Annotated in this window: 19 protein-coding genes; 9 read left to right on the forward strand and 10 right to left on the reverse strand. The window is 61.0% G+C overall.

Annotated elements, in window-relative coordinates; all coding sequences use genetic code 11:
- Positions 1-2 precede the first annotated feature (2 nt).
- The gene (locus PF1751_RS22350; RefSeq protein WP_021491220.1) at positions 3-1334 is read left to right on the forward strand and encodes a DUF58 domain-containing protein; all 1332 of its coding nucleotides are present in this window, start codon (positions 3-5) and stop codon (positions 1332-1334) included.
- Between the two features lie 23 nt (positions 1335-1357).
- On the opposite strand, the gene PF1751_RS22355 is transcribed toward PF1751_RS22350, so the two are convergent.
- The gene (locus PF1751_RS22355; protein ID WP_010208057.1) at positions 1358-1717 is read right to left on the reverse strand and encodes a PilZ domain-containing protein; all 360 of its coding nucleotides are present in this window, start codon (positions 1715-1717) and stop codon (positions 1358-1360) included.
- A 225-nt stretch (positions 1718-1942) separates the two neighbouring features.
- Complete coding sequence (locus PF1751_RS22360) at positions 1943-2317, reverse strand: tol-pal system YbgF family protein (RefSeq protein ID WP_010208056.1); 375 nt, start codon at positions 2315-2317, stop codon at positions 1943-1945.
- Between the two features lie 173 nt (positions 2318-2490).
- Between PF1751_RS22360 and pyk the strand changes: the two genes are divergently transcribed.
- Entirely contained in the window at positions 2491-3942 is a 1452-nt protein-coding gene (gene pyk / locus PF1751_RS22365) for a pyruvate kinase (RefSeq protein ID WP_010208055.1), read from the forward strand.
- 56 nt (positions 3943-3998) lie between these two features.
- Here pyk and PF1751_RS22370 read toward each other — a convergent pair whose 3' ends face one another.
- Both PF1751_RS22370 and PF1751_RS22375 read right to left on the reverse strand, forming a co-directional pair.
- On the reverse strand, positions 3999-4748 hold the full coding sequence (locus PF1751_RS22370; protein ID WP_010208054.1) for an enoyl-CoA hydratase-related protein: 750 nt from the start codon (positions 4746-4748) through the stop codon (positions 3999-4001).
- A gap of 30 nt (positions 4749-4778) precedes the next feature.
- Positions 4779-5711: an iron-sulfur-binding ferredoxin reductase gene (locus tag PF1751_RS22375; RefSeq protein WP_044287802.1), complete on the reverse strand. Its 933-nt coding sequence runs from the start codon at positions 5709-5711 to the stop codon at positions 4779-4781.
- Positions 5712-5927: 216 nt separating this feature from the next.
- Between PF1751_RS22375 and PF1751_RS22380 the strand changes: the two genes are divergently transcribed.
- The 5 genes from PF1751_RS22380 (at position 5928) to PF1751_RS22400 (ending at position 12955) form a co-directional block, all read left to right on the forward strand.
- A complete protein-coding gene (locus PF1751_RS22380) occupies positions 5928-7451 on the forward strand; it encodes a fumarate hydratase (protein ID WP_010208051.1) in 1524 nt (507 codons plus the stop codon).
- A 91-nt stretch (positions 7452-7542) separates the two neighbouring features.
- Positions 7543-9309 (forward strand): ATP-binding protein, encoded by a 1767-nt coding sequence (locus PF1751_RS22385; RefSeq protein ID WP_010208050.1) that lies wholly within the window; start codon positions 7543-7545, stop codon positions 9307-9309.
- Entirely contained in the window at positions 9303-10628 is a 1326-nt protein-coding gene (locus PF1751_RS22390) for a sigma-54-dependent transcriptional regulator (protein WP_042571227.1), read from the forward strand. Before PF1751_RS22385 ends, PF1751_RS22390 begins: the two co-directional genes overlap by 7 nt.
- A 273-nt stretch (positions 10629-10901) precedes the next feature.
- Positions 10902-12221, forward strand: a complete 1320-nt coding sequence (locus tag PF1751_RS22395) for an MFS transporter (RefSeq protein WP_021491217.1) — start codon at positions 10902-10904, stop codon at positions 12219-12221.
- Between the two features lie 101 nt (positions 12222-12322).
- Entirely contained in the window at positions 12323-12955 is a 633-nt protein-coding gene (locus PF1751_RS22400) for a flavin reductase family protein (protein WP_042571226.1), read from the forward strand.
- A 128-nt stretch (positions 12956-13083) separates the two neighbouring features.
- Here PF1751_RS22400 and PF1751_RS22405 read toward each other — a convergent pair whose 3' ends face one another.
- Positions 13084-13329 (reverse strand): hypothetical protein, encoded by a 246-nt coding sequence (locus tag PF1751_RS22405; RefSeq protein WP_042571225.1) that lies wholly within the window; start codon positions 13327-13329, stop codon positions 13084-13086.
- Between the two features lie 45 nt (positions 13330-13374).
- On the reverse strand, positions 13375-13716 hold the full coding sequence (locus tag PF1751_RS22410) for an antibiotic biosynthesis monooxygenase family protein (protein ID WP_010208042.1): 342 nt from the start codon (positions 13714-13716) through the stop codon (positions 13375-13377).
- 327 nt (positions 13717-14043) lie between these two features.
- On the opposite strand from PF1751_RS22410, the gene PF1751_RS22415 reads away from it, so the two are divergent.
- Complete coding sequence (locus tag PF1751_RS22415; protein WP_010208041.1) at positions 14044-14973, forward strand: AraC family transcriptional regulator; 930 nt, start codon at positions 14044-14046, stop codon at positions 14971-14973.
- Between the two features lie 122 nt (positions 14974-15095).
- On the opposite strand, the gene PF1751_RS22420 is transcribed toward PF1751_RS22415, so the two are convergent.
- From PF1751_RS22420 to edd, 4 genes are all read right to left on the reverse strand, one after another.
- Entirely contained in the window at positions 15096-16523 is a 1428-nt protein-coding gene (locus tag PF1751_RS22420) for an ATP-binding protein (RefSeq protein WP_010208040.1), read from the reverse strand.
- Between the two features lie 31 nt (positions 16524-16554).
- Positions 16555-17289, reverse strand: coding sequence for a response regulator (locus PF1751_RS22425; RefSeq protein WP_010208039.1), 735 nt, complete (start codon positions 17287-17289; stop codon positions 16555-16557).
- A gap of 136 nt (positions 17290-17425) precedes the next feature.
- Positions 17426-18382 (reverse strand): glucokinase, encoded by a 957-nt coding sequence (locus tag PF1751_RS22430; protein WP_010208037.1) that lies wholly within the window; start codon positions 18380-18382, stop codon positions 17426-17428.
- Entirely contained in the window at positions 18379-20205 is a 1827-nt protein-coding gene (gene edd / locus PF1751_RS22435) for a phosphogluconate dehydratase (RefSeq protein ID WP_010208036.1), read from the reverse strand. The genes PF1751_RS22430 and edd overlap by 4 nt, the downstream gene beginning before the upstream one ends.
- Positions 20206-20426: 221 nt before the next feature.
- On the opposite strand from edd, the gene gap reads away from it, so the two are divergent.
- Entirely contained in the window at positions 20427-21428 is a 1002-nt protein-coding gene (gene gap, locus PF1751_RS22440) for a type I glyceraldehyde-3-phosphate dehydrogenase (protein WP_010208035.1), read from the forward strand.
- Positions 21429-21473 lie beyond the last annotated feature (45 nt).

Consider the following 21473-nt stretch of genomic DNA (forward strand, 5'->3'; position numbering starts at 1 on the left):
CCATGAAACCGACCCGTCTGTTGTTGAACTGGCTTGGCGTATTGCTGGGTGTGGGCATCCTGCTGGGTACTGCGTCAGCGTTGCAGTTCAAGGTGCCCGACACCTTGCACTCAATCGCGTGGGGGCTGCTACTGGCACTGTTACTGCTCGCCTTGCTGGATGCGATGCGCCTGCGTAGCCGCCCTTCCCCCCGCGTGCAACGGCAGATGCCTGGGAGCCTGGCACTGGGCCGCTGGGGAGACATACGCCTGGCTATCGAACATGATTTCCGACAGCCGCTGAGCGTACAGGTATTCGATCATGTCCCTGACGGGTTGTCCGTAGAACACATGCCCCAATCCATAGCGCTGCGGCCCGGTGAACGCAGTGAACTGGGTTATCGCCTTCGCCCCATGCGGCGTGGGCATTTCAGTTTCAGCCGCTGCGAACTTCACCTGCCCAGCCCCATGGGCCTATGGTCAGCACGACGACTGATCGAGGTGAGCGATACCACCCGCGTCTACCCGGATTTCGCCCGCCTATACGGCGCCCAACTACTGGGGGTGGACAATTGGCTGAACCAACTGGGTGTGCGCCAACACCAGCGGCGCGGCTTGGGACTGGAATTTCATCAGTTGCGAGAGTTTCGCGAGGGAGACAGCCTGCGACAGATCGACTGGAAGGCCACCGCCCGACAACGCACACCCATCGCTCGTGAATATCAGGATGAGCGTGACCAGCAGATCGTGTTCATGCTCGATTGCGGCCGCCGCATGCGCAGCCAGGACGATGAGCTGTCCCACTTTGACCATGCCCTGAATGCCTGCCTGTTGCTCAGCTATGTCGCTTTGCGCCAGGGTGATGCGGTTGGGCTGTGCACCTTTGCCGCTGACCTTCCACGCTATCTGGCGCCCGTCAAAGGCAGTAGCCAGCTGAACCTGTTGCTCAACGCGGTATATGACCTCGATACCACCCGACGGACTGCCGATTATCAGGCTGCGGCTAGCCAACTGCTGGCCCGGCAGAAACGGCGCGCATTGGTGATCGTGGTAACCAACCTGCGAGATGAGGATGATGAAACACTGCTGGCTGCCGTCAAGCGTATCAGTCGTCAACACAGGGTGCTCGTGGTCAGCCTGCGCGAGGAAGCCCTCGACCGACTGCGCCAAGCCCCCGTACAAACCTTGCCCGAAGCCTTGGCCTACAGCGGCACCATCGACTACCTGAATGCCCGCAACGAACTGCATGACCGCCTCAGCGCCCAAGGCCTGTCCCTATTGGACAGCTTGCCGTCTGAGCTCGGACCGGCGTTGGTCACCCGCTACCTGGGATGGAAGAAAGCCGGGGTGCTCTGAAGATGCCCGCCAACGCGCGTTACCTAAGCTGAAGCCTGCAAGGGATCAAAGCTGAAGTAATGCAACAAGACGTTGATCAACTGCCCATATTCCTCGGGTGCCTGGAGCACCCTGAACCCGGAGTCATACTGTTGCGGGTTGATATCCTCATGACTCCATAGGCAGCTCGCCGTGAGATCAATGGGATGGAAGGTGCCGTCAGCCGCCGGAATCTTCAAACGCAGCTCAAAGTCCACGTCGACCATCATGGGCAGTTGGCTGATTAACATCAGCCCATCTTCCGAGACATTGCCCAAAAACCCGATGGGCTTGTCGGTAAGACGATTAAACACTTGCAGAAAATAAGGTAACTGATGCCGCTCGATCCGCCGGTCAGTAAACATGGTGAGATCGCCATCCAATGGCCATGAGTGCGGCCGTGCCAGTGATTCGGAACGGGCAAGATCACCCGCTCTCCCTGAAATTCGGTGCGACAACAGTCAATCGCTTGCTGCTGGACAACCACCAAATCCGGGCCCCGCATGCGTTTGCACAGAAAGTTGTACAAACGAACACTCAAAGGATAGCCCATGACTGGCGATAGGCCAGTTATTAAATGACGAATACCATCACAATGAAGCCGGGCGCGGTTGCGCGATGCTTGCACCTGGGTAATGCCCCAGTTGTTGCAGGGTGTCGAGCCTCGCGCGGGCGCGGTAGGCGTACTCGCTCGACGGATACTGATTGATGATGAATTGATAGGTCTGTACCGCGTCGACGAAGAGTTTCTGCCGTTCCAGGCACTGCCCGCGCAACATCGAGACTTCCGGCTGCACATAACGTCGGCTGCGACTTTCACGGTCGACCTGGGACAACTCCAGGGTAACGCGCTCGCAGTCACCGACCTTGTAGGCGCGGTAGGCATTGTTCAGATGGTGGTCCATCGACCAACGAGTGCAGCCGACAACACTGACGGCCAGGGCAGCAATGAGCAAAATTCGCATGAGGGTTCTCCTGTCTTGTGCAGTGTATCGACCCCTCGTCGAAAATCTTCAAGGATGTTCGTATTCAGCCGCAACGAAAACAAGTCAATCATCGATAAGTAGTGCAAACGAACAATGACTACAACGAAAGAGCATAGTAGCCTTCCTCAGCGCTTGAACTCAGGAGTCTGTGCATGTCCGTCCGTCGTACCAAAATCGTCGCCACCCTTGGCCCGGCCAGCAACTCGCCGGAAGTCCTCGAACAGCTGATTCTGGCTGGTTTGGACGTTGCCCGTCTGAACTTCTCCCACGGCACCCCGGACGAGCACAAGGCTCGCGCCAAGTTGGTGCGTGACCTGGCCGCCAAGCACGGCCGCTTCGTCGCACTGCTGGGTGACCTGCAAGGCCCGAAGATCCGTATCGCCAAGTTCGCCAACAAGCGGATCGAGCTGAAGATCGGTGACCAATTCACCTTCTCCACCAGCCACCCATTGACCGAAGGCAACCAGCAAGTCGTGGGTATCGACTACCCGGACCTGGTCAAGGACTGCGGCGTCGGTGACGAACTGTTGTTGGATGACGGTCGCGTGGTGATGCGCGTCGAAACCGCGACCCCGACTGAACTGCATTGCGTCGTACTGATCGGTGGTCCGCTGTCCGACCACAAAGGCATCAACCGTCGTGGTGGTGGCTTGACCGCACCGGCCCTGACGGAAAAAGACAAGGCCGACATCAAGCTCGCCGCCGAAATGGAAGTGGACTACCTCGCCGTGTCCTTCCCACGCGACGCCGCCGACATGGAATATGCCCGTAAACTGCGCGACGAAGCCGGCGGTACCGCCTGGCTGGTGGCGAAGATCGAACGCGCCGAAGCCGTGGCCGATGACGAAACCCTCGACGGCCTGATCAAGGCTTCCGACGCCGTGATGGTTGCCCGTGGCGACCTGGGCGTGGAAATCGGTGACGCCGAGCTGATCGGTATTCAGAAGAAGATCATCCTGCACGCACGCCGTCACAACAAAGCGGTGATCGTGGCGACCCAGATGATGGAGTCGATGATCCAGAACCCGATGCCGACTCGTGCCGAAGTGTCCGACGTGGCCAACGCCGTGCTCGACTACACCGATGCCGTGATGCTCTCGGCTGAAAGTGCCGCCGGCCCGTACCCGCTGGAAGCCGTGCAAGCCATGGCGCGTATCTGCCTCGGCGCTGAAAAGCACCCGACCAGCAAGACCTCCAGTCACCGCATCGGCAAAGAGTTCGAAAGCTGCGACCAGAGCATCGCCCTGGCGGCCATGTACACTGCGAACCACTTCCCCGGTGTGAAGGCGATCATCGCGCTGACCGAGAGTGGCTACACGCCGTTGATCATGTCGCGCATCCGTTCCTCGGTGCCGATCTACGCGTTCACCCCGCACCGTGAAGCCCAGGCGCGCACCGCGCTGTTCCGTGGCGTGTACACCGTTCCGTTCGATCCGGCTTCGCTGGCACCGAACGAAGTCAGCCAGAAAGCTATCGACGAGCTGGTCAAACGTGGCGTCGTAGAGAAAGGCGACTGGGTCATCCTGACCAAGGGCGACAGCTACCACACCACCGGTGGCACCAATGGCATGAAGATCCTGCACGTGGGCGACCCGCAGGTCTGAGTGACAGGCTGAAAAATCAAAGCCCCGCCCTTTAAATGGCGGGGCTTTTTGCTTTCTCAGGACCGGTTGATAAACCCCGACAACGCCGCAATCGCCTCCGGCGACCTCAACCGCTGGGTAAATAAAGCGCCCTCTTCCTCGATCACCTGGCGCAATTGCTCGCGGTCCACACTCTTCATAAGTTGCTTAGTCACTTGCACCGCGCCCGGCGCCAGGGTCTCAAAGCGCTCGGCCATTTCCCGCGCCATGGCCAGTGCCGCCTCGCCGCTGCCCAACGCCTCGGTAGCAATCCCCCACGCCGCCGCCTGTTCGCCGCTGAAGCCCTCGCCCAGCAGCAATAACTCAGCCGCCTTGGCGTGCCCCAACAGCCTCGGCAGGATCAGGCTCGAACCAAACTCCGGACACAGCCCCAGGTTGACGAACGGCATGCGCAGCCGCGCATCCCGACTGATGTACACCAGATCGCAGTGCAGCAACAGCGTTGTACCAATACCCACCGCAACGCCGGCCACGGCGGCAATCACCGGTTTGCGACAGTTGAGCAGGCTTTTCATGAAATAAAACGGTGGGCTGTCGAGCGTGCTGGGCGGTTGTTCGAGAAAATCGCCAATGTCGTTGCCGGCGGTAAAGCAGTCACTGCTGCCCTGGATCAGCACGCAGCGGATATCCACATCCGCATCGGCCTGCTCGAGCGCCTCGGCCAATTGGGTATACATGGCCCGAGTCAGCGCATTTTTCTTCTCGGGACGATTGAGCTGCAGGATCAGCAGCCCGCGTTCACGGTGCTGCAGGATGGCGTCAGTCATGGCAGATCTCGCGGCTGTAGAGTTCAGCGCTCAACCACGGGGCAGGAACACATCGGCCAGCAGTTGATTGCGCGGCAATCCCGCCAGGAACAGACGCTTGGAAAACGCCTCGACACTGGCCGGGTGCCCGCAGAGTAAAGCCAGAGTTTGCCGCGAAACAAGCCGCAGTTGCGCCAATGCCTGGGTCGCCTGCGCCGCTGTCCACAGCTCCACCGTCACGTTGGGATGCTGTGCAGCCAGCTGCGCCAGGGGTTCGGCCAAGTAATGCCCGTCAGCATCATGGGCCAGGTGAATCACGCGGATGTCGCCCTGATGATCCTGGCGCAAAGCCTCACGCAACACCCCCCAGAGCGGCCCCAGGCCCGTGCCGGACGCCAGCAGCCACAGCGGTCGACGTTGCCAGTCGGGGTCGTACTGCAGCGCGCCGCCGCGCAGCTCGCCCAGGCGCAGACGGTCGCCCACCTGCAATTGACGGGCAAGATCACTGAATTCGCCGGGCAGACGGCAATCGAGATGAAACTCCAGGAACGCATCCTCCTGGGGCAAGCTCGCCAAGGAGTACGGCCGCGCCACCTGCCCGGCCCACAGCACCAAGTGCTGCCCGGCCCGGTAGCGCAGGCCACGCTCGGGTTGCAGGCGCAGGCGCAGCACGCTCGGGCTCAACCAATCCACACCCACCACCTGGGCCGGCAACCCGTCACGTGTCGGATCAAAGGTTTCGACGCGTAAATCCCCGCGAACCTGGCACTGGCATGCCAAGCGCCAGCCGTCCTGGCGTTGCGCCGGGCTCAAAGCCTCGGGTTGCTTGTCCTCGAGCTCCCCCTCGCATCGCACCAGGCACGCATGGCAACTGCCGGCGCGGCAACTGTAAGGCACGGCCGCACCGGCCTGGTTCAAGGCATCCAGCAAGTTGCTGCCGGAAGAGACCGACCAATGGCGTTCGCCGACGTAGAGTTCAGGCATATAAGGACTCAATCACAAGGGAGCGCGCACAGGGAATCATGCCTGCGACAGTTTGACCATAGTCGGGTGTATCGGCCACCGAGCCGGGTTATACTGCCGCGCCTTTTTAGCGTCGCGCCTGCACCAGTGGCGTGCCTTGGAAAGGTGGTTTCAGCCGACCGATGCACCCCACTGAAGCCACCTTATTGAATGTTCCCTTATAGAGGAGCGCGACTCATGACCGTGATCAAGCAAGACGACCTGATTCAGAGCGTTGCCGACGCCCTGCAATTCATTTCCTACTACCACCCCGTTGATTTCATCCAGGCCATGCACGAAGCCTACCTGCGCGAAGAATCGCCAGCAGCCCGTGACTCCATTGCCCAGATCCTGATCAACTCGCGCATGTGCGCCACCGGCCATCGCCCGATCTGCCAGGACACCGGTATCGTCACCGTGTTCGTGCGCGTGGGCATGGACGTACGTTGGGATGGCGCCACCATGGGCCTGGACGACATGATCAACGAAGGCGTGCGTCGCGCCTACAACCTGCCGGAAAACGTCCTGCGTGCCTCTATCCTGGCCGACCCGGCCGGTGCGCGTAAGAACACCAAGGACAACACCCCTGCGGTCATCCACTACTCCATCGTCCCGGGCAACACCGTGGAAGTGGACGTGGCGGCCAAGGGCGGCGGTTCCGAGAACAAATCGAAAATGGCCATGCTCAACCCGTCCGACTCGATCGTCGACTGGGTGCTGAAGACCGTTCCGACCATGGGCGCCGGCTGGTGCCCACCGGGCATGCTCGGCATCGGCATCGGCGGCACCGCCGAGAAAGCCGCGGTGATGGCCAAGGAAGTGTTGATGGAATCCATCGACATCCACGAGCTGAAAAAGCGCGGCCCGCAAAACCGTATCGAAGAGATGCGCCTGGAGCTGTTCGAGAAGGTCAACCAACTGGGCATCGGCGCCCAGGGCCTGGGTGGCCTGACCACCGTGCTCGACGTGAAGATCATGGACTACCCGACCCACGCCGCGTCGCTGCCGGTGTGCATGATCCCCAACTGCGCCGCCACCCGTCACGCCCATTTCGTGCTCGACGGTTCGGGCCCAGCGTCGCTGGAAGCGCCACCGCTGGACGCCTACCCGGAAATCGTCTGGGAAGCCGGCCCGTCGGCCCGCCGCGTCAACCTCGACACCCTGACCCCGGAAGAAGTGCAGAGCTGGAAGCCGGGAGAAACCGTGTTGCTCAACGGCAAGATGCTCACCGGCCGCGACGCCGCGCACAAGCGCATGGTCGAGATGCTGAACAAGGGCGAAACCCTGCCGGTGGATCTCAAGGGTCGCTTCATCTACTACGTCGGTCCGGTTGATCCGGTGCGCGAAGAAGTGGTTGGCCCGGCGGGCCCGACCACCGCGACGCGGATGGACAAGTTCACCCGTCAGATCCTCGAACAAACGGGCCTGTTGGGCATGATCGGCAAATCCGAGCGCGGCCCGACCGCCATCGAAGCGATCAAGGACCACAAGGCCGTGTACCTGATGGCCGTGGGCGGCGCCGCTTACCTGGTGGCGCAAGCCATCAAGAAGTCGCGCGTTGTCGCGTTCGCCGAACTGGGTATGGAAGCGATCTACGAGTTCGACGTGAAAGACATGCCGGTTACCGTTGCTGTCGACAGCAAGGGCGAATCCGTGCACATCACCGGTCCTGCCATCTGGCAGAAAAAGATCAGTGAAAGCCTGGCGGTAGAAGTGCAGTAAGTGCTTCTGTGGTGAGGGGCCAGCCCCCTCACCACAACTGCTTGCCCCTCATGGTATGGTGCACTCCCTTACCGTGCCTGCCCATCACCGTATGATCGTAATCCCTCGCCCCCTGCGCCTGACTTTCTACTCCCTGCTGATCATCGCCGGTGCGCTGCTGGCCGCGGCCTTGGCGACACGCCATGCCGAACGCCAAGCCCTGGTAGACGATGCCGCTCGTGCCAATCAGCAACTTGCGCTGTATGCCAATTCGTTGCACACCCTGATTGAACGCTACCGAGCCCTGCCCGCCGTGCTGGCGCTGGACTCGGAGATGATCAATGCCTTGAAGGGCCCGCTGGATACCGCCACCCAGGACCTGCTCAACCGCAAACTGGAACGCATCAACGGCGCGGCGCAGTCGTCCACCCTGGAATTGATGGACCGCACTGGCCTGGCCGTGGCCGCCAGTAACTGGAACCTGCCCAGCAGTTATGTGGGACACAACTACGCGTTCCGCCCCTATTTCAGCCAAACCCTGAGCCAAGGCACCGGGCGTTTTTACGCGGTGGGCGTGACCACTGGCATTCCCGGTTACTTCCTCTCCAGCGCGGTGGTCGATGAACACGAACAGTTCCTCGGCGCCATGGTGGTCAAGCTGGAGTTCCCCGAACTTGAACGCGAATGGGCCCAAGGCAATGACCTGCTGCTGGTCAGCGACGCCCGTGGCATCGTGTTCATCGCCAACCAGCCCGGCTGGCGCTATCGCAACCTGCGGCCGTTAACGGCCAGCGACCTTGCCGAACTCAAGGCCACTCGCCAATACGACAAGAAACACCTGCAGGCGCTGGAAACCAGCACCCTGCAACGCTTCGACGAAAACAGCCATCTGATGCGCGTCAACGGTCCGGATGGCAGTGCCAATTACATTTGGGAATCGCTGCCGCTGAAGGCCGAAGGCTGGACCCTGCACTTGCTGCGCAAGCCGCAATTCGCGTTTGAAGATCAGCGCAACGCCGGGTTGGCCGCCGCCGGCTCCTGGCTGGCGCTGGTGTTCCTGGTGCTGTTCCTGACCCAACGCTGGCGCCTGGCCCGCTTGCGCCAGCGCAGCCGCGAGGAACTTGAGCAACTGGTGGAAGAACGCACCCAGGCGCTGCGCACCGCTCAGGATGGCCTGGTGCAGTCGGCCAAACTGGCGGCATTGGGGCAGATGTCCGCCGCCCTCGCCCATGAAATCAATCAGCCGCTGACCGCCCAACGCATGCAATTGGCCACCTTGCGCCTGCTGCTGGACCATGGCCGTGTCGACGACGCCTACCAGGCGCTCACCCCACTGGACGACATGCTCACGCGCATGGCCGCGCTCACCGGCCATCTCAAGACCTTCGCGCGCAAAAGCCCCAGTGGCCTGCGTGAACGCCTGGACTTGGCCACCGTGGTCGACCAATCCCTGCACTTGCTCGATGCGCGCCTGCGCGACGAATCCATCGGCGTGGTGCTGGACCTGACCCGCCCCGCCTGGGTGCGTGGCGATGCGATCCGCCTGGAACAGGTATTGATCAACCTGCTGCGCAACGCCCTTGACGCCATGGTCGACAAGCCACGCAAACGCCTGGAAATCCGCCTGCATGCCGATGAGCAGTTGTGGCAACTCACCGTCAGCGACAGCGGCGGCGGGATTGCCGAAGAACACCTGAACAGCGTGTTCGACCCGTTCTTCACCACCAAACCTGTGGGTGATGGCCTCGGCTTGGGGCTGGCGGTGTCCTACGCTATCGTGCACGAATTGGGTGGCCGCCTGATCGCCAGCAACCGTGGCGACGGCGCGGTTTTCACCCTGACCCTGCCTATCGCGCTGGAGACGCCCGACCTATGTTGAACGCGGTGATTGTGGTCGACGACGAAGCCAGCATCCGCACGGCCGTCGAGCAGTGGTTGAGCCTGTCGGGCTTTGAGGTACAGCTATTCAGCCGCGCCGAAGAATGCCTGGCGCAATTGCCCAAGGATTTTCCCGGAGTGATCCTGAGCGACGTGCGCATGCCAGGTCTCAGCGGCCTGGAACTGTTGGCTGAAGTGCAGCGCCGTGATGGGGATTTGCCGGTTATATTGCTGACGGGCCACGGCGATGTGCCAATGGCCGTTGAAGCCATGCGCGACGGCGCCTACGACTTCCTGGAAAAACCCTTCAGCCCCGACGCCCTGCTCAACAGCCTGCGCCGCGCCTTGGACAAGCGTGGATTGATTCTGGAAAACCGTCGCCTGCATCAACAGGCCGATCATCGCGCACAGTTGGAGTCGACCCTTTTAGGCGTGTCTCGAGGTTTGCAGACCCTACGCCGCCAGGTGCTGGATTTGGCAAGCCTGCCGGTCAATGTGCTGATCCGTGGCGAGACCGGCAGTGGCAAGGAACTGGTTGCCCGTTGCCTGCATGACTTCGGCCCACGGGCGAAAAAACCCTTTGTGGCCCTCAACTGCGCGGCGATCCCCGAGCAGTTGTTCGAGGCCGAGCTGTTCGGCCACGAAAGCGGCGCCTTTACCGGCGCCCAGGGCAAGCGCATCGGCAAACTGGAATATGCCCACGGCGGTACGCTGTTCCTCGACGAAATCGAAAGCATGCCCCTGGCCCAACAAGTGAAACTGCTGCGCGTGTTGCAGGAACAGAAACTGGAACGCCTGGGCTCCAACCAAAGTATCCACGTGGACCTGCGCATCATCGCCGCCACCAAACCAGACCTGTTGGAAGAGGCCCGCGCCGGACGCTTTCGCGAAGACCTGGCTTATCGTTTGAACGTCGCGCAATTGCGCCTGCCGCCTTTGCGTGAACGCCGCGAAGATATTCCGCTGCTGTTCGACCACTTTGCACAGAGCGCCGCCGAGCGCCTGGGCCGTAGCGTCGAGCCGCTGAGCGGTGCGCAACTGGGGCGTCTGCTCAGCCATGACTGGCCAGGTAACGTGCGCGAATTGGCCAACGTCGCCGAACGCCAGGTATTGGGCCTTGGCGAACCGGAGCCGGAAGGCGTCGAGGCCGGGCAATCGTTGGCGGCGCAGCAGGAGGCGTTTGAAGCGCATTGCCTGAAAGCTGCACTGACGCGGCACAAGGGCGATATCAAGGCGGTGCTGGCCGAGCTGCAACTGCCTCGGCGAACCTTGAATGAAAAGATGCAGCGCCATGGGTTGGTGCGGGAGATGTTTCTCTAGCGACCTTCAGACCGCCATCGCAGGCAAGCCAGCGCCCACATTTTGAACTGTGAATACATTTCCAATGTGGGAGCTGGCTTGCCTGCGAAGAGGCCGGTGGCCATAAGCGGATTTCCGCTTATTACCTGAAAATCATCAGCGACTTTCCGCTCAAAAAAATCCTCTGACCCTTCTATTCCGGGCCTTCATCTACCTGGCACAGCTCCTGCTATAGCCCAAACCAGGCAGTGCTCAAGCACGCTCCACAAAAACAATTAGATGAAGGATCCTTCAATGGATAACTCCAACTCCCTGCCTCTGGGGTCGGCGGCTGCGCCGGCAAAAGCACGCACCACTTCCAGCCGGATCAAATCGATCTTCAGCGGATCGGTCGGCAACATGGTCGAGTGGTACGACTGGTACGTCTACGCCGCCTTCTCGCTGTACTTCGCCAAAGCCTTTTTCCCGAAAGGCGACACCACCGCCCAACTGCTCAACACCGCCGCGATCTTCGCTGTGGGTTTCCTGATGCGCCCGATCGGTGGCTGGTTGATGGGCCTGTACGCCGACAAAGTCGGGCGTAAAAAAGCCCTGATGGCCTCGGTCTACCTGATGTGCTTCGGCTCGCTGCTGATTGCCCTGAGCCCAGGCTATGAAATAATCGGTATCGGTGCACCGATCCTGCTGGTGTTCGCCCGTTTGCTGCAGGGACTGTCGGTCGGCGGCGAATACGGCACCTCCGCCACTTATCTCAGCGAGATGGCGACCAAGGAACGTCGTGGTTTCTACTCCAGCTTCCAGTATGTGACCCTGATCTCGGGCCAGCTCATCGCCCTGGCCGTACTGATCGTGCTGCAACAAGTGCTGACCACCGAGCAACTGTATGCGTGGGGCTGGCGTATCCCGTTCGCCATCGGCGCGCTGTGCGCAGTCGTCGCGCTGTACCTGCGTCGCGGCATGGAAGAAACCGAGTCGTTCACCAAGAAAGAAAAAGCCAAGGAAAGCGCGATGCGCACCTTGATGCGTCACCCCAAGGAACTGCTGACCGTAGTCGGCCTGACCATGGGCGGCACGCTGGCTTTCTACACCTACACCACCTACATGCAGAAATACCTGGTGAACACGGTCGGCATGAGCATTTCCGACTCCACCACCATCTCGGCGGCGACGCTGTTCCTGTTCATGTGCCTGCAACCCATCGTCGGCGGGCTGTCGGATAAAGTCGGCCGTCGGCCAATCCTGATTGCCTTCGGCATCCTCGGCACCCTGTTCACCGTGCCGATCCTCACCACCCTGCACACCATCCAAAGCTGGTGGGGCGCGTTCTTCCTGATCATGGCGGCGCTGATCATCGTCAGTGGCTACACCTCGATCAACGCGGTAGTGAAGGCCGAGCTGTTCCCCACCGAAATCCGCGCCCTCGGCGTGGGCCTGCCGTACGCCCTGACCGTATCGATCTTCGGCGGCACCGCTGAATACATCGCGCTGTGGTTCAAGAGCATCGGCATGGAGACCGGCTACTACTGGTACGTGACCGCGTGCATCGCGGTGTCGCTGGTGGTCTACGTGACCATGAAGGACACCCGTAAACACTCGCGCATTACCACGGACTAAAGGCCTGTCTCGGTAAAACATGTGGGAGCGGCGAAGCGACGATTCGACTTGCTCCCACATTAGGTATGATGCATGCCCCAGAACCGAGTAGGGAACAGGCCATGTCCGACGCTATCCATTTCTACGAACCCGCCAACGGCCACGGCCTGCCCCATGACCCGTTCAATGCCATCGTTGGTCCACGGCCGATCGGCTGGATTTCGTCACACGACCGTGAAGGTCGCCTGAACCTGGCGCCCTACAGCTTCTTCAATGCGTTCAACTACATTCCGCCGATCATTGGGTTTTCCAGTGTCGGGCGCAAAGACAGCCTGAACAACATCGAACAAACCGGCGAGTTTGTGTGGAACCTGGCGACCCGCCCGCTGGCCGAGCAGATGAACCAGAGTTGCGCCGCCGTTTCCCCCGAGGTCAACGAGTTCGAGTTGTCCGGCCTGACGCCGGTGGCGTCGAAGATTGTTGGCGTGCCACGGGTGGGCGAGAGCCCGGTGTCGTTCGAATGCAAGGTGACGCAAATCATCCAGCTGCAACGTGCGGACAAGGCGTTGGTGCCGAGCTGGCTGGTGCTAGGCGAGGTGGTCGCGGTGCACATTGCCAAGTGGCTGCTCAAGGACGGGGTCTACGACACCGCCGCCGCCGAGCCGATCTTGCGCGGTGGTGGCCCGGCGGATTACTTCCAGTTGGGGCCGGAGGCGCTGTTCAAGATGTACCGGCCTGGTGCCACAAAAGCCTGATTGGCATGCTGTCTAAATGTGGGAGCGGGCTTGCTCGCGAATGAGGTGGGGTCAGCCACTGAATTCGGTGACTGACACGCCGCATTCGCGAGCAAGCCCGCTCCCACATCATTCATCGACGGTGTGTCCTAGTTCCCGGCGCTGGCCCAGGCCAGTTGACCTTCTTCATCCACTCCGATCAACCGCTCAAGCTGCACGGTGGCGGCATCATCCGCATCAGAAGCCGTCTTGAACGTCTGTCCATCAAGGATCTTGTGAAACTGCGGTGCGCCCATGCCATCCAGTGCCTTGACGGCGACGGCGGCGCTGTAGCCACCCTCCCCCGGTACTACGGCGGAAACGGCTTCGTGGTGGGCAAATTGTTTACGTGCCATGTTGCAGGTCCTGGCCAATGGAAAAGTTGGCCATTCTAAACCTGATCAGCCGGCGAGTTGCAGGTACTCGCCGTAGGCGTGTGCAGCGGATGCATCGGTAAAGGTTTGGAAGTCCATGCTGCGCACGACCATGTCGTTCAACAGTTCGGTGAAGATCATCAGGGCCGGAGAGTTGAAGTAGGCGCTCATCGCCTGCTCGCTGCTCCAGAAACCGGAGATCAACCAGACATCGGGATCGACTTGGGAATGCTGCAACGAGAATTGCAGGCAACCCTGAGCCTGACGACCCGGTTCGATCAAACTGCTCAAGCGTGCACCGAGTTCGGTGCTGCACCCGGTGCGGGCGCGGATAAAGGCCATATGGCTCGCGGGAATGGGGGTGGACATGTTCGACTCTCCCGTTGAGAAGTGATGCTCGGCAAGCACTGTGAGGGCGTGTTGCCACAGGATCAAAGATAATGGCGCGGGTGCGGGCGCGGTTAGTCGATTCCTGCTGGCTTATTGCACAATCCTGCGAGAAGCGCAGATAGGACGTTTGGCGCCGGCAATTATTCCAAGGGCAACCGCCTTGTTTCAGGGAGATGACAGCCCCCACGATTGCCTGATTCACGATGCGTCGCAGGATCAGGCAAGGATTGTGCAGAATCGACGTAACACTTTTTAGAAAGCCGCCGCTAAGCTGAGCCCATCGAAGTAGCCAGTAGAGGACGCTCCATGTCGTCGCCCGAACATACAGCCATCCCCCTCGATGCCGAGATGGAAAAGCAGCGCGCCGAGCTGGCCAGCATCGTGCACCGGCATACCTGGGAGGACGGCTCCTACGGTACAGCCATCACAACCTTGTTCCTGAACCGCCACAACACGCCGCGCGACTTCATGCCGGTGCTGGTGGAGCCTGCCCTGTGCATCCTGGCCAGCGGCAGCAAGGAAGTGCGCCTGGCCGACGAGATCTTTGCCTACGACCCGCTCAACTACCTGGTGTTCTCGGTGGCGATGCCGGTGGCCGGACGGATCATCGATGCCACCCCGGAAGACCCGAACCTGTCGGTGCGCATCAATATCGACCCGGCGCAACTGACGGCCTTGATCGCAGAAGCAGGCCCGATGGGCGTGCCGTCGCGCCCGACGTCCCGCGGCATGTACGTCGACCGCATCGACAACCAGTTACTCGACGCAGTGCTGCGCCTGGCGCGGTTGCTGGATACACCCAAAGACATCGCCATGCTTGCGCCATTGATCAACCGGGAAATCCTCTACCGTCTGTTGCGGGGGCCGCAGGGTTATCGGCTGTATGAAATCGCCGTGGCCAACAGTCAGAGCCATCGGGTCAGCCAGGCGATCACCTGGTTGAACGGCAACTACGAGCAACCGCTGCGCATCGATGACCTGGCCAAGGCAGTGAACCTCAGCGTCTCGACCCTGCACCACCGCTTCAAGGCGATCACCGCCATGAGCCCGTTGCAGTATCAGAAGCAGTTGCGCTTGCAGGAAGCGCGACGGTTGATGATTGCCGAAGGGTTGGAAGCGTCGGCAGCGGGGTATCGCGTGGGGTATGAAAGCCCGTCGCAGTTCAGTCGGGAGTACAGCCGGTTGTTTGGGGCGCCGCCCCTTAGAGACTTGGCCCGACTGCGCCAAAGCATCTGACCTAATGAAGATCAACATGTGGGAGCTGGCTTGCCTGCGATAGCGGTCTGTCTGTGCCAGATGAGTTGGCTGATACACCGCTATCGCAGGCAAGCCAGCTCCCACATTGGGGCCGCATACATTCAGTCTAATCCGCGAGGGAGTTGCAAGGTCACGCGCAAGCCACCCTCGCGCAGATTCTGCAGACTCACTTCGCCGCCATGGCTGTGCGCAATGTTGCGCGCAATTCCCAGGCCCAGGCCGTAGCCCTGTTGCTGCCCAGCCAGGCGGAAGTGCGGTTCAAACACCTGCTCCAACCGCTGCTCCGGCACGCCGGGGCCTTCGTCATCCACGTGCAGAACGAACTCCGCGCCGTCGTCCTCGATGTACAGGTGGGCGTTCTGGCCATACTTCAACGCGTTGTCGATCAAGTTGCCGATGCAGCGCTTGAGCGCCAGCGGTTTGCCCGGATAAGTCGTCAACGCCCGGCCATGCTGGGTAACGCGGCCATTGCCGTTCGGCGCCAGGTACGGTTCCACCAGGCAGTCGAGCACGTGGTTCAGGTCGACCGGTTCGATGTTTTCGTGGATATCGGTGTCTTTCACGCATTGCAGCGCGCCTTTCACCAGCAACTCCAACTCATCCAGGTCGCGGCCGAACTTGGTTTGCAGGTTCTCGTCTTCAAGCAATTCCACGCGCAGGCGCAGGCGAGTAATCGGGGTGCGCAAGTCGTGGGAAATCGCGCTGAACAACTGGCTGCGCTCGGTCAGGTAACGGCTGATGCGCTCACGCATGGCGTTGAACGCACGGCCCACTTCCACCACTTCACTGCCGCCGCCTTCGGCCACCGGCTCTACGTCGGCCCCCAGGGACATGTCCCGCGCCGCCCGCGCCAGGCGCTTGAGAGGCCGGCTCTGCCAGTGCACCAGCAAGCCGATGAACAGCAGCAGGAAACCACTGGTCAGCACGATAAACCACACCTGCTGGGACGGCAGGCCCTGTTCTTCCAGGCTGGTGTAGGGCTCGGGCAACAGCGAGGCGATGTACAGCCATTCGCCGGGCGCGAGCTGGATCTGGGTAACCAGTACCGGTGGGTTAACCGGTTCCAGGGTCAACGCGTAATGGGCCCAGGAGCGTGGCAGTTCGTCGAGTTTCAGGCCGGCATTGAAGATACGCAGGTCTTCGGCGCTGACGAACTCCACGGAGATATGCACATCGGCGCCGAGGGTTTGTTTCAACACTTCGTTGACCGCTTCAAGCACTGCCTGCTTGCGCGGTGTCTGCGGCAGGATGGCCATGTCCAACGGGCGATCATTGAGGGTCACGACGAAACGGGTGCCGCCCATGCTGCGCAATTGGTCCAGCACCAACGGTCGATATGCCACCGGCAACGAACGGAAATAACTCACGCTGGCGGTCATCGAATGCGCCAGGCTGCGGGCGCTGGTGACCAGGCCTTCGAGCTGAGTGGCGCGTAATTGCGAGACCCAGATCACACTGGACAGCGCCTGGGCAAACAGCACCGCCAGCAGTGTCAGCAGCAGCATGCGCCCCAGCAACGAGCGTGGCACCGGGAAGCGGCGACGGCGCTCGGTCAAATGGTCAGTGGGCATTGCCGGCAACCACGCTGGCTGCCAGTTGATAACCGCTGCCGCGCACCGTGCGGATCAGCCTCGGGGGTTTTTCGGTATCGCGCAGGCGTTGGCGCAGACGGCTGACAGCCATGTCGACGATACGGTCCAGCGGCATCAGGTCGCGGCCACGGGTGGCGTTGCCAATGGTGTCACGGTCGAGGATCTGCTGCGGGTGGTCGAGAAACAATTTGAGCAGGGCAAAGTCGGCACCGGAGAGGATCACTTCTTCGCCGTCCACATGGAACAGGCGGTGGCTGATCATATCCAGGCGCCATTCATCAAACACCAACACCTCGCCACCACTGCTGCGTTCCTGGCCAAACTGGCAGCGACGCAACAGGGCTTTGATCCGCGCCTGCAACTCGCGGGGGCTGAAGGGTTTGCCGATGTAATCGTCGGCGCCCAGCTCCAGGCCGATCACGCGGTCGGCCTCGTCGGAGCTGGCGGTGAGCATGATGATCGGCACCTGCGCTTGGCGCGGGTGCTGGCGGATCCAGCGGCAAAGGCTGAAACCGTCTTCGTCTGGCAACATCACATCAAGGATGACCAGATCGCACGGCGCCTCGTTCATCGCTTGGCGGAACCCCGTGCCATCCGGCACGCCACGCACCTGAAAACCGGCGCGACTGAGGTAGGTCTGCAGCAATTCGCGGATTTCCTGGTCATCGTCGACGAGGAGAATCGATTTACTGATTACGCTCACGGGGTCCTCCTTGTTGTTATGGCCAAGCTTACGTCATTTGTTGCTCTTGAGGCCCTCATCGCAGGCACGCCAGCTCCCACAGGAGAATGCATTGCAAATGTGGGAGCTGGCTTGCCTGCGATGAGGCTATCACGACCTACGCAAACGCCTGCTCCAAAGCCACGCCAGCCCCGGTCAATCCAGAATACGGGGCGGTCACCAACCACACCGGAATGCCTTTGAAGTAGTCGCTCATGCAGCCTTTGTCAGCGAAGCTCTTGGCAAAACCACTGTTGATAAAGAAGTCGGCAAACCTCGGTATCACCCCACCCACGATGTACACACCACCGCGTCCACCGGTGGTCAACACATTGTTGCCTGCTACCCGGCCCAGCCAGATGCTGAACTGGTCCAATACTTCCATGGCCACCGGGTCGCCGGCCAGGCCTGCGGCCGTGATCGCCTCAGGGGTTTCCAGCACCGGCGTGTGGCCGTCGACCGCGCAAATGGCACGGTAAAGACGCGGCAAGCCACCACCGCTCAAGGCGGTTTCGGCGCTGACATGGCCGATCTCAGTATAAATGTGCTGCCACAGCTGGGTTTCACGCGGGCTGCTCAGGGGCAAGTCGACATGCCCGCCCTCCCCCGGCAACGCCGCAAAGCGGCCAGCGCCCAGATCCAGCAGCGTCCCGACACCCAGGCCAGTGCCCGGACCAATCACGACCGCCGGGCGCAACGGCTCCGGCGTGCCCTCGCAGACCACACGGAATTCGTCGGGCTTGAGTCGGGTCATGCCCAGGGCCATGGCCGAAAAATCATTGACCAGCAACAGTTCATCCACCTGCAAGGTTTTGCAGAAGGCAGTCTTGCTCAGGCGCCAGTGATTGTTGGTGAATTTAAATTCATCCCCGCTCACAGGCCCGGCGACCGACAGGCACACCGCACCGATGTCACCGATTTCCAGGCCTTCCTCTTTGAGGTAAACCTTGATCGCGTCTTCAGGGCTGGAGTGATCCGCCGTGGCATGCACGCGGATCGAATGCAACTCCTGATCGCGCCACAACGCGAAACGGGCGTTGGTGCCCCCGATATCACCGACCAGCGCAAGTTTCACTTAAGCGTCTCCAAGGCAGAGGTAAAGGCGCTGGCGCCCTGCTCTGCGGAGCTTGCGGCCAAGCGCATAAATGCAAACAGCTCGCGACCGGCCCCCACGTTATTGCCCAACAGACCCGTGGCAGGCGCGCGCGCTGCAAATTCTTCGGCGTCCACCTTAAGCTCCAGGGTGCCCTTCACGCCATCCACGCGAATGATATCGCCATCGCGCACCCGCGCCAGTGGCCCGCCGCTCTGGGCTTCGGGGTTGACGTGAATCGCGGCGGGGATCTTACCCGACGCGCCGGACATACGCCCGTCTGTTACCAGTGCGACCTTGAAGCCACGGTCCTGCAACACACCGAGGAACGGCGTCATCTTGTGCAATTCGGGCATGCCATTGGAGCGCGGGCCCTGGAAACGCATGACGGCGACGAAGTCTTTTTCCAGCTGGCCGGCCTTGAACGCATCGGCCAGGTCTTGCTGGTCCTGGAACACCACCGCCGGAGCTTCAACAATCTGATGTTCAGGTGCTACGGCAGACACTTTCATCACACCACGACCGAGGTTGCCTTCCATCACGCGCAAGCCGCCTTCCGGCGAGAACGCGCGGGCCACGGGGCGCAGGATGGTTTCGTCGAGGCTTTCGATAGGGCCTTCGCGCCAGATCAGCTCGCCGTCGACCAGGAAGGGTTCCTGGGTGTAGCGGCTCAGGCCCTTGCCGGCCACGGTGTTGACGTCTTCGTGGAGCAGGCCGGCTTCCAGCAGTTCGCGGATCAGGAACGACATCCCGCCCGCCGCCTGGAAGTGGTTGATGTCGGCCTTGCCGTTTGGATACACGTGGGACAGGGTCGGCACCACCTCGGAGAGGTCGGCCATGTCGTCCCAGGTGAGGATGATGCCCGCCGACATGGCGATGGCGGGCATGTGCAGGGTGTGGTTGGTGGACCCGCCGGTGGCATTGAGGGCAATGATCGAGTTGACGATGGATTTCTCGTCGACGATCTCGCCGATCGGCATGAAGCTGCCGTTGGCCTTGGTCAGACGGGTGACCTGGTGTGCGGCTTCGCGGGTCAACGCATCGCGCAGCGGGGTGTAGGGGTTGACGAACGAGGCGCCCGGCAAGTGCAGGCCCATCACTTCCATCAGCAGCTGGTTGGTGTTGGCGGTGCCGTAGAAGGTGCAGGTGCCGGGGCTGTGGTAGGACTTCATCTCCGATTCCAGCAGCTCTTCGCGCGTGGCCTTGCCTTCGGCGTAGCGCTGGCGCACGTCGGCTTTCTGCTTGTTGGAGATGCCCGACGGCATCGGGCCGCCCGGCACGAAGATCATCGGCAGGTGGCCATAGCGCAGCGCGCCCATCATCAGGCCGGGGACGATTTTGTCGCAGATGCCCAACATCAGCGCGGCATCGAACATGTTGTGGGACAGCGCTACCGCCGTGGACATGGCAATGACTTCACGACTGAGCAGGCTCAGTTCCATGCCCGGCTCGCCCTGGGTCACGCCGTCGCACATCGCAGGGGTGCCGCCGGCGAACTGCCCGACCGAGCCGACTTCGCGCAGGGCCTTCTTGATCTGTTCAGGGAAGTGTTCGTACGGCTGGTGTGCCGAGAGCATGTCGTTATATGACGAAACAATTGCCACGTTGGCGGCATTCATCATGCGCAGACTATTTTTATCTTCAGTGCCGCAACCGGCCACGCCGTGGGCGAAGTTGGCGCATTGCAGCTTGCCGCGCATCGGACCGTCGATGGCTGCACCGCGAATGAGCGCAAGGTAGGCCTCGCGGGTGGCGCGGCTGCGGGCGATAAGCCGTTCGGTGACCTCAAGAACGCGGGGATGCATGTGTAGAACTCCAGGCTAACGGATGTGGCGACCTGAGTGTCTATGCTGATCAAACGCCCACAGCTCATGGGATGGCAGGGAGTCGTTTGGATCATCGGACCAGTTGATTCAGGTCACTCGTTGTAGATTGAACAAAATATTGCCACTAAAAAGGCTTGTTTTCTATTTTTATGCGAATAATCTTGTAATTCTTACAACAAATCGACGACAGGCACTTTCCAATGACTCTTCGTATCGCAATCAATGGTTTTGGCCGTATCGGCCGTAATGTCCTGCGCGCACTGTATACCCAAGGCTACCGCCAGGATTTGCAGATCGTCGCCATCAACGATCTGGGCGACAGTTCGATCAATGCCCACCTGCTCAAATACGACACCGTACATGGCACTTTCGAAGCAGAGGTCGCCCACGATCAGGAAAGCCTGACCGTCAATGGCGACCGGATTGCCGTCAGCGCCATTCGCAACCCGGCCGACCTGCCGTGGGCCGCGCACAAGATCGACGTCGTGTTCGAATGCACCGGCCTGTTCACCGACCGTGACAAGGCTGCCGCCCATATTACCGCCGGCGCGCGCAAGGTGATCATCTCGGCACCGGCCAAAGGGGCGGACGCTACCGTGGTCTACGGTGTAAACCATGACATTCTGCGTCAATCCCACCAGATCATCTCCAACGCGTCGTGCACCACCAACTGCCTGGCGCCGGTCGCCCAAGTGCTGCATCGCGAACTGGGTATCGAAAGCGGCCTGATGACCACGATTCACGCCTACACCAACGACCAGAACCTGACCGACGTCTACCACACCGATCCGTACCGCGCGCGTTCGGCTACCCAGAACATGATCCCGAGCAAGACCGGTGCCGCTGAAGCCGTCGGCCTGGTGCTGCCGGAACTGGCGGGCAAGCTGACCGGCATGGCGGTGCGTGTACCGGTGATCAACGTGTCGCTGGTGGACCTCACCGTGCAGTTGAAAAAAGACGCCACGGCGGAGGAAGTCAACGCACTCCTCAAGGAAGCCAGCCAGCACTCGAAGATCCTCGGCTATAACACCCTGCCGCTGGTTTCCAGTGACTTCAACCACAACCCGCTGTCGTCGATCTTCGATGCCAATCACACCAAGGTCAGCGGTAAGTTGCTGAAAGTTTTGGCTTGGTATGACAACGAGTGGGGCTTCTCCAACCGTATGCTGGATAACTGCCTGGCGCTCTGCAACGCCGAGTAATCCACATAGAGTGGGCTTGTGTGGGAGCGGGCTTGCTCGCGAACG

Source organism: Pseudomonas simiae (genome assembly GCF_000934565.1).
In the GTDB taxonomy this organism is placed as follows: Bacteria; Pseudomonadota; Gammaproteobacteria; order Pseudomonadales; family Pseudomonadaceae; genus Aquipseudomonas; species Aquipseudomonas simiae.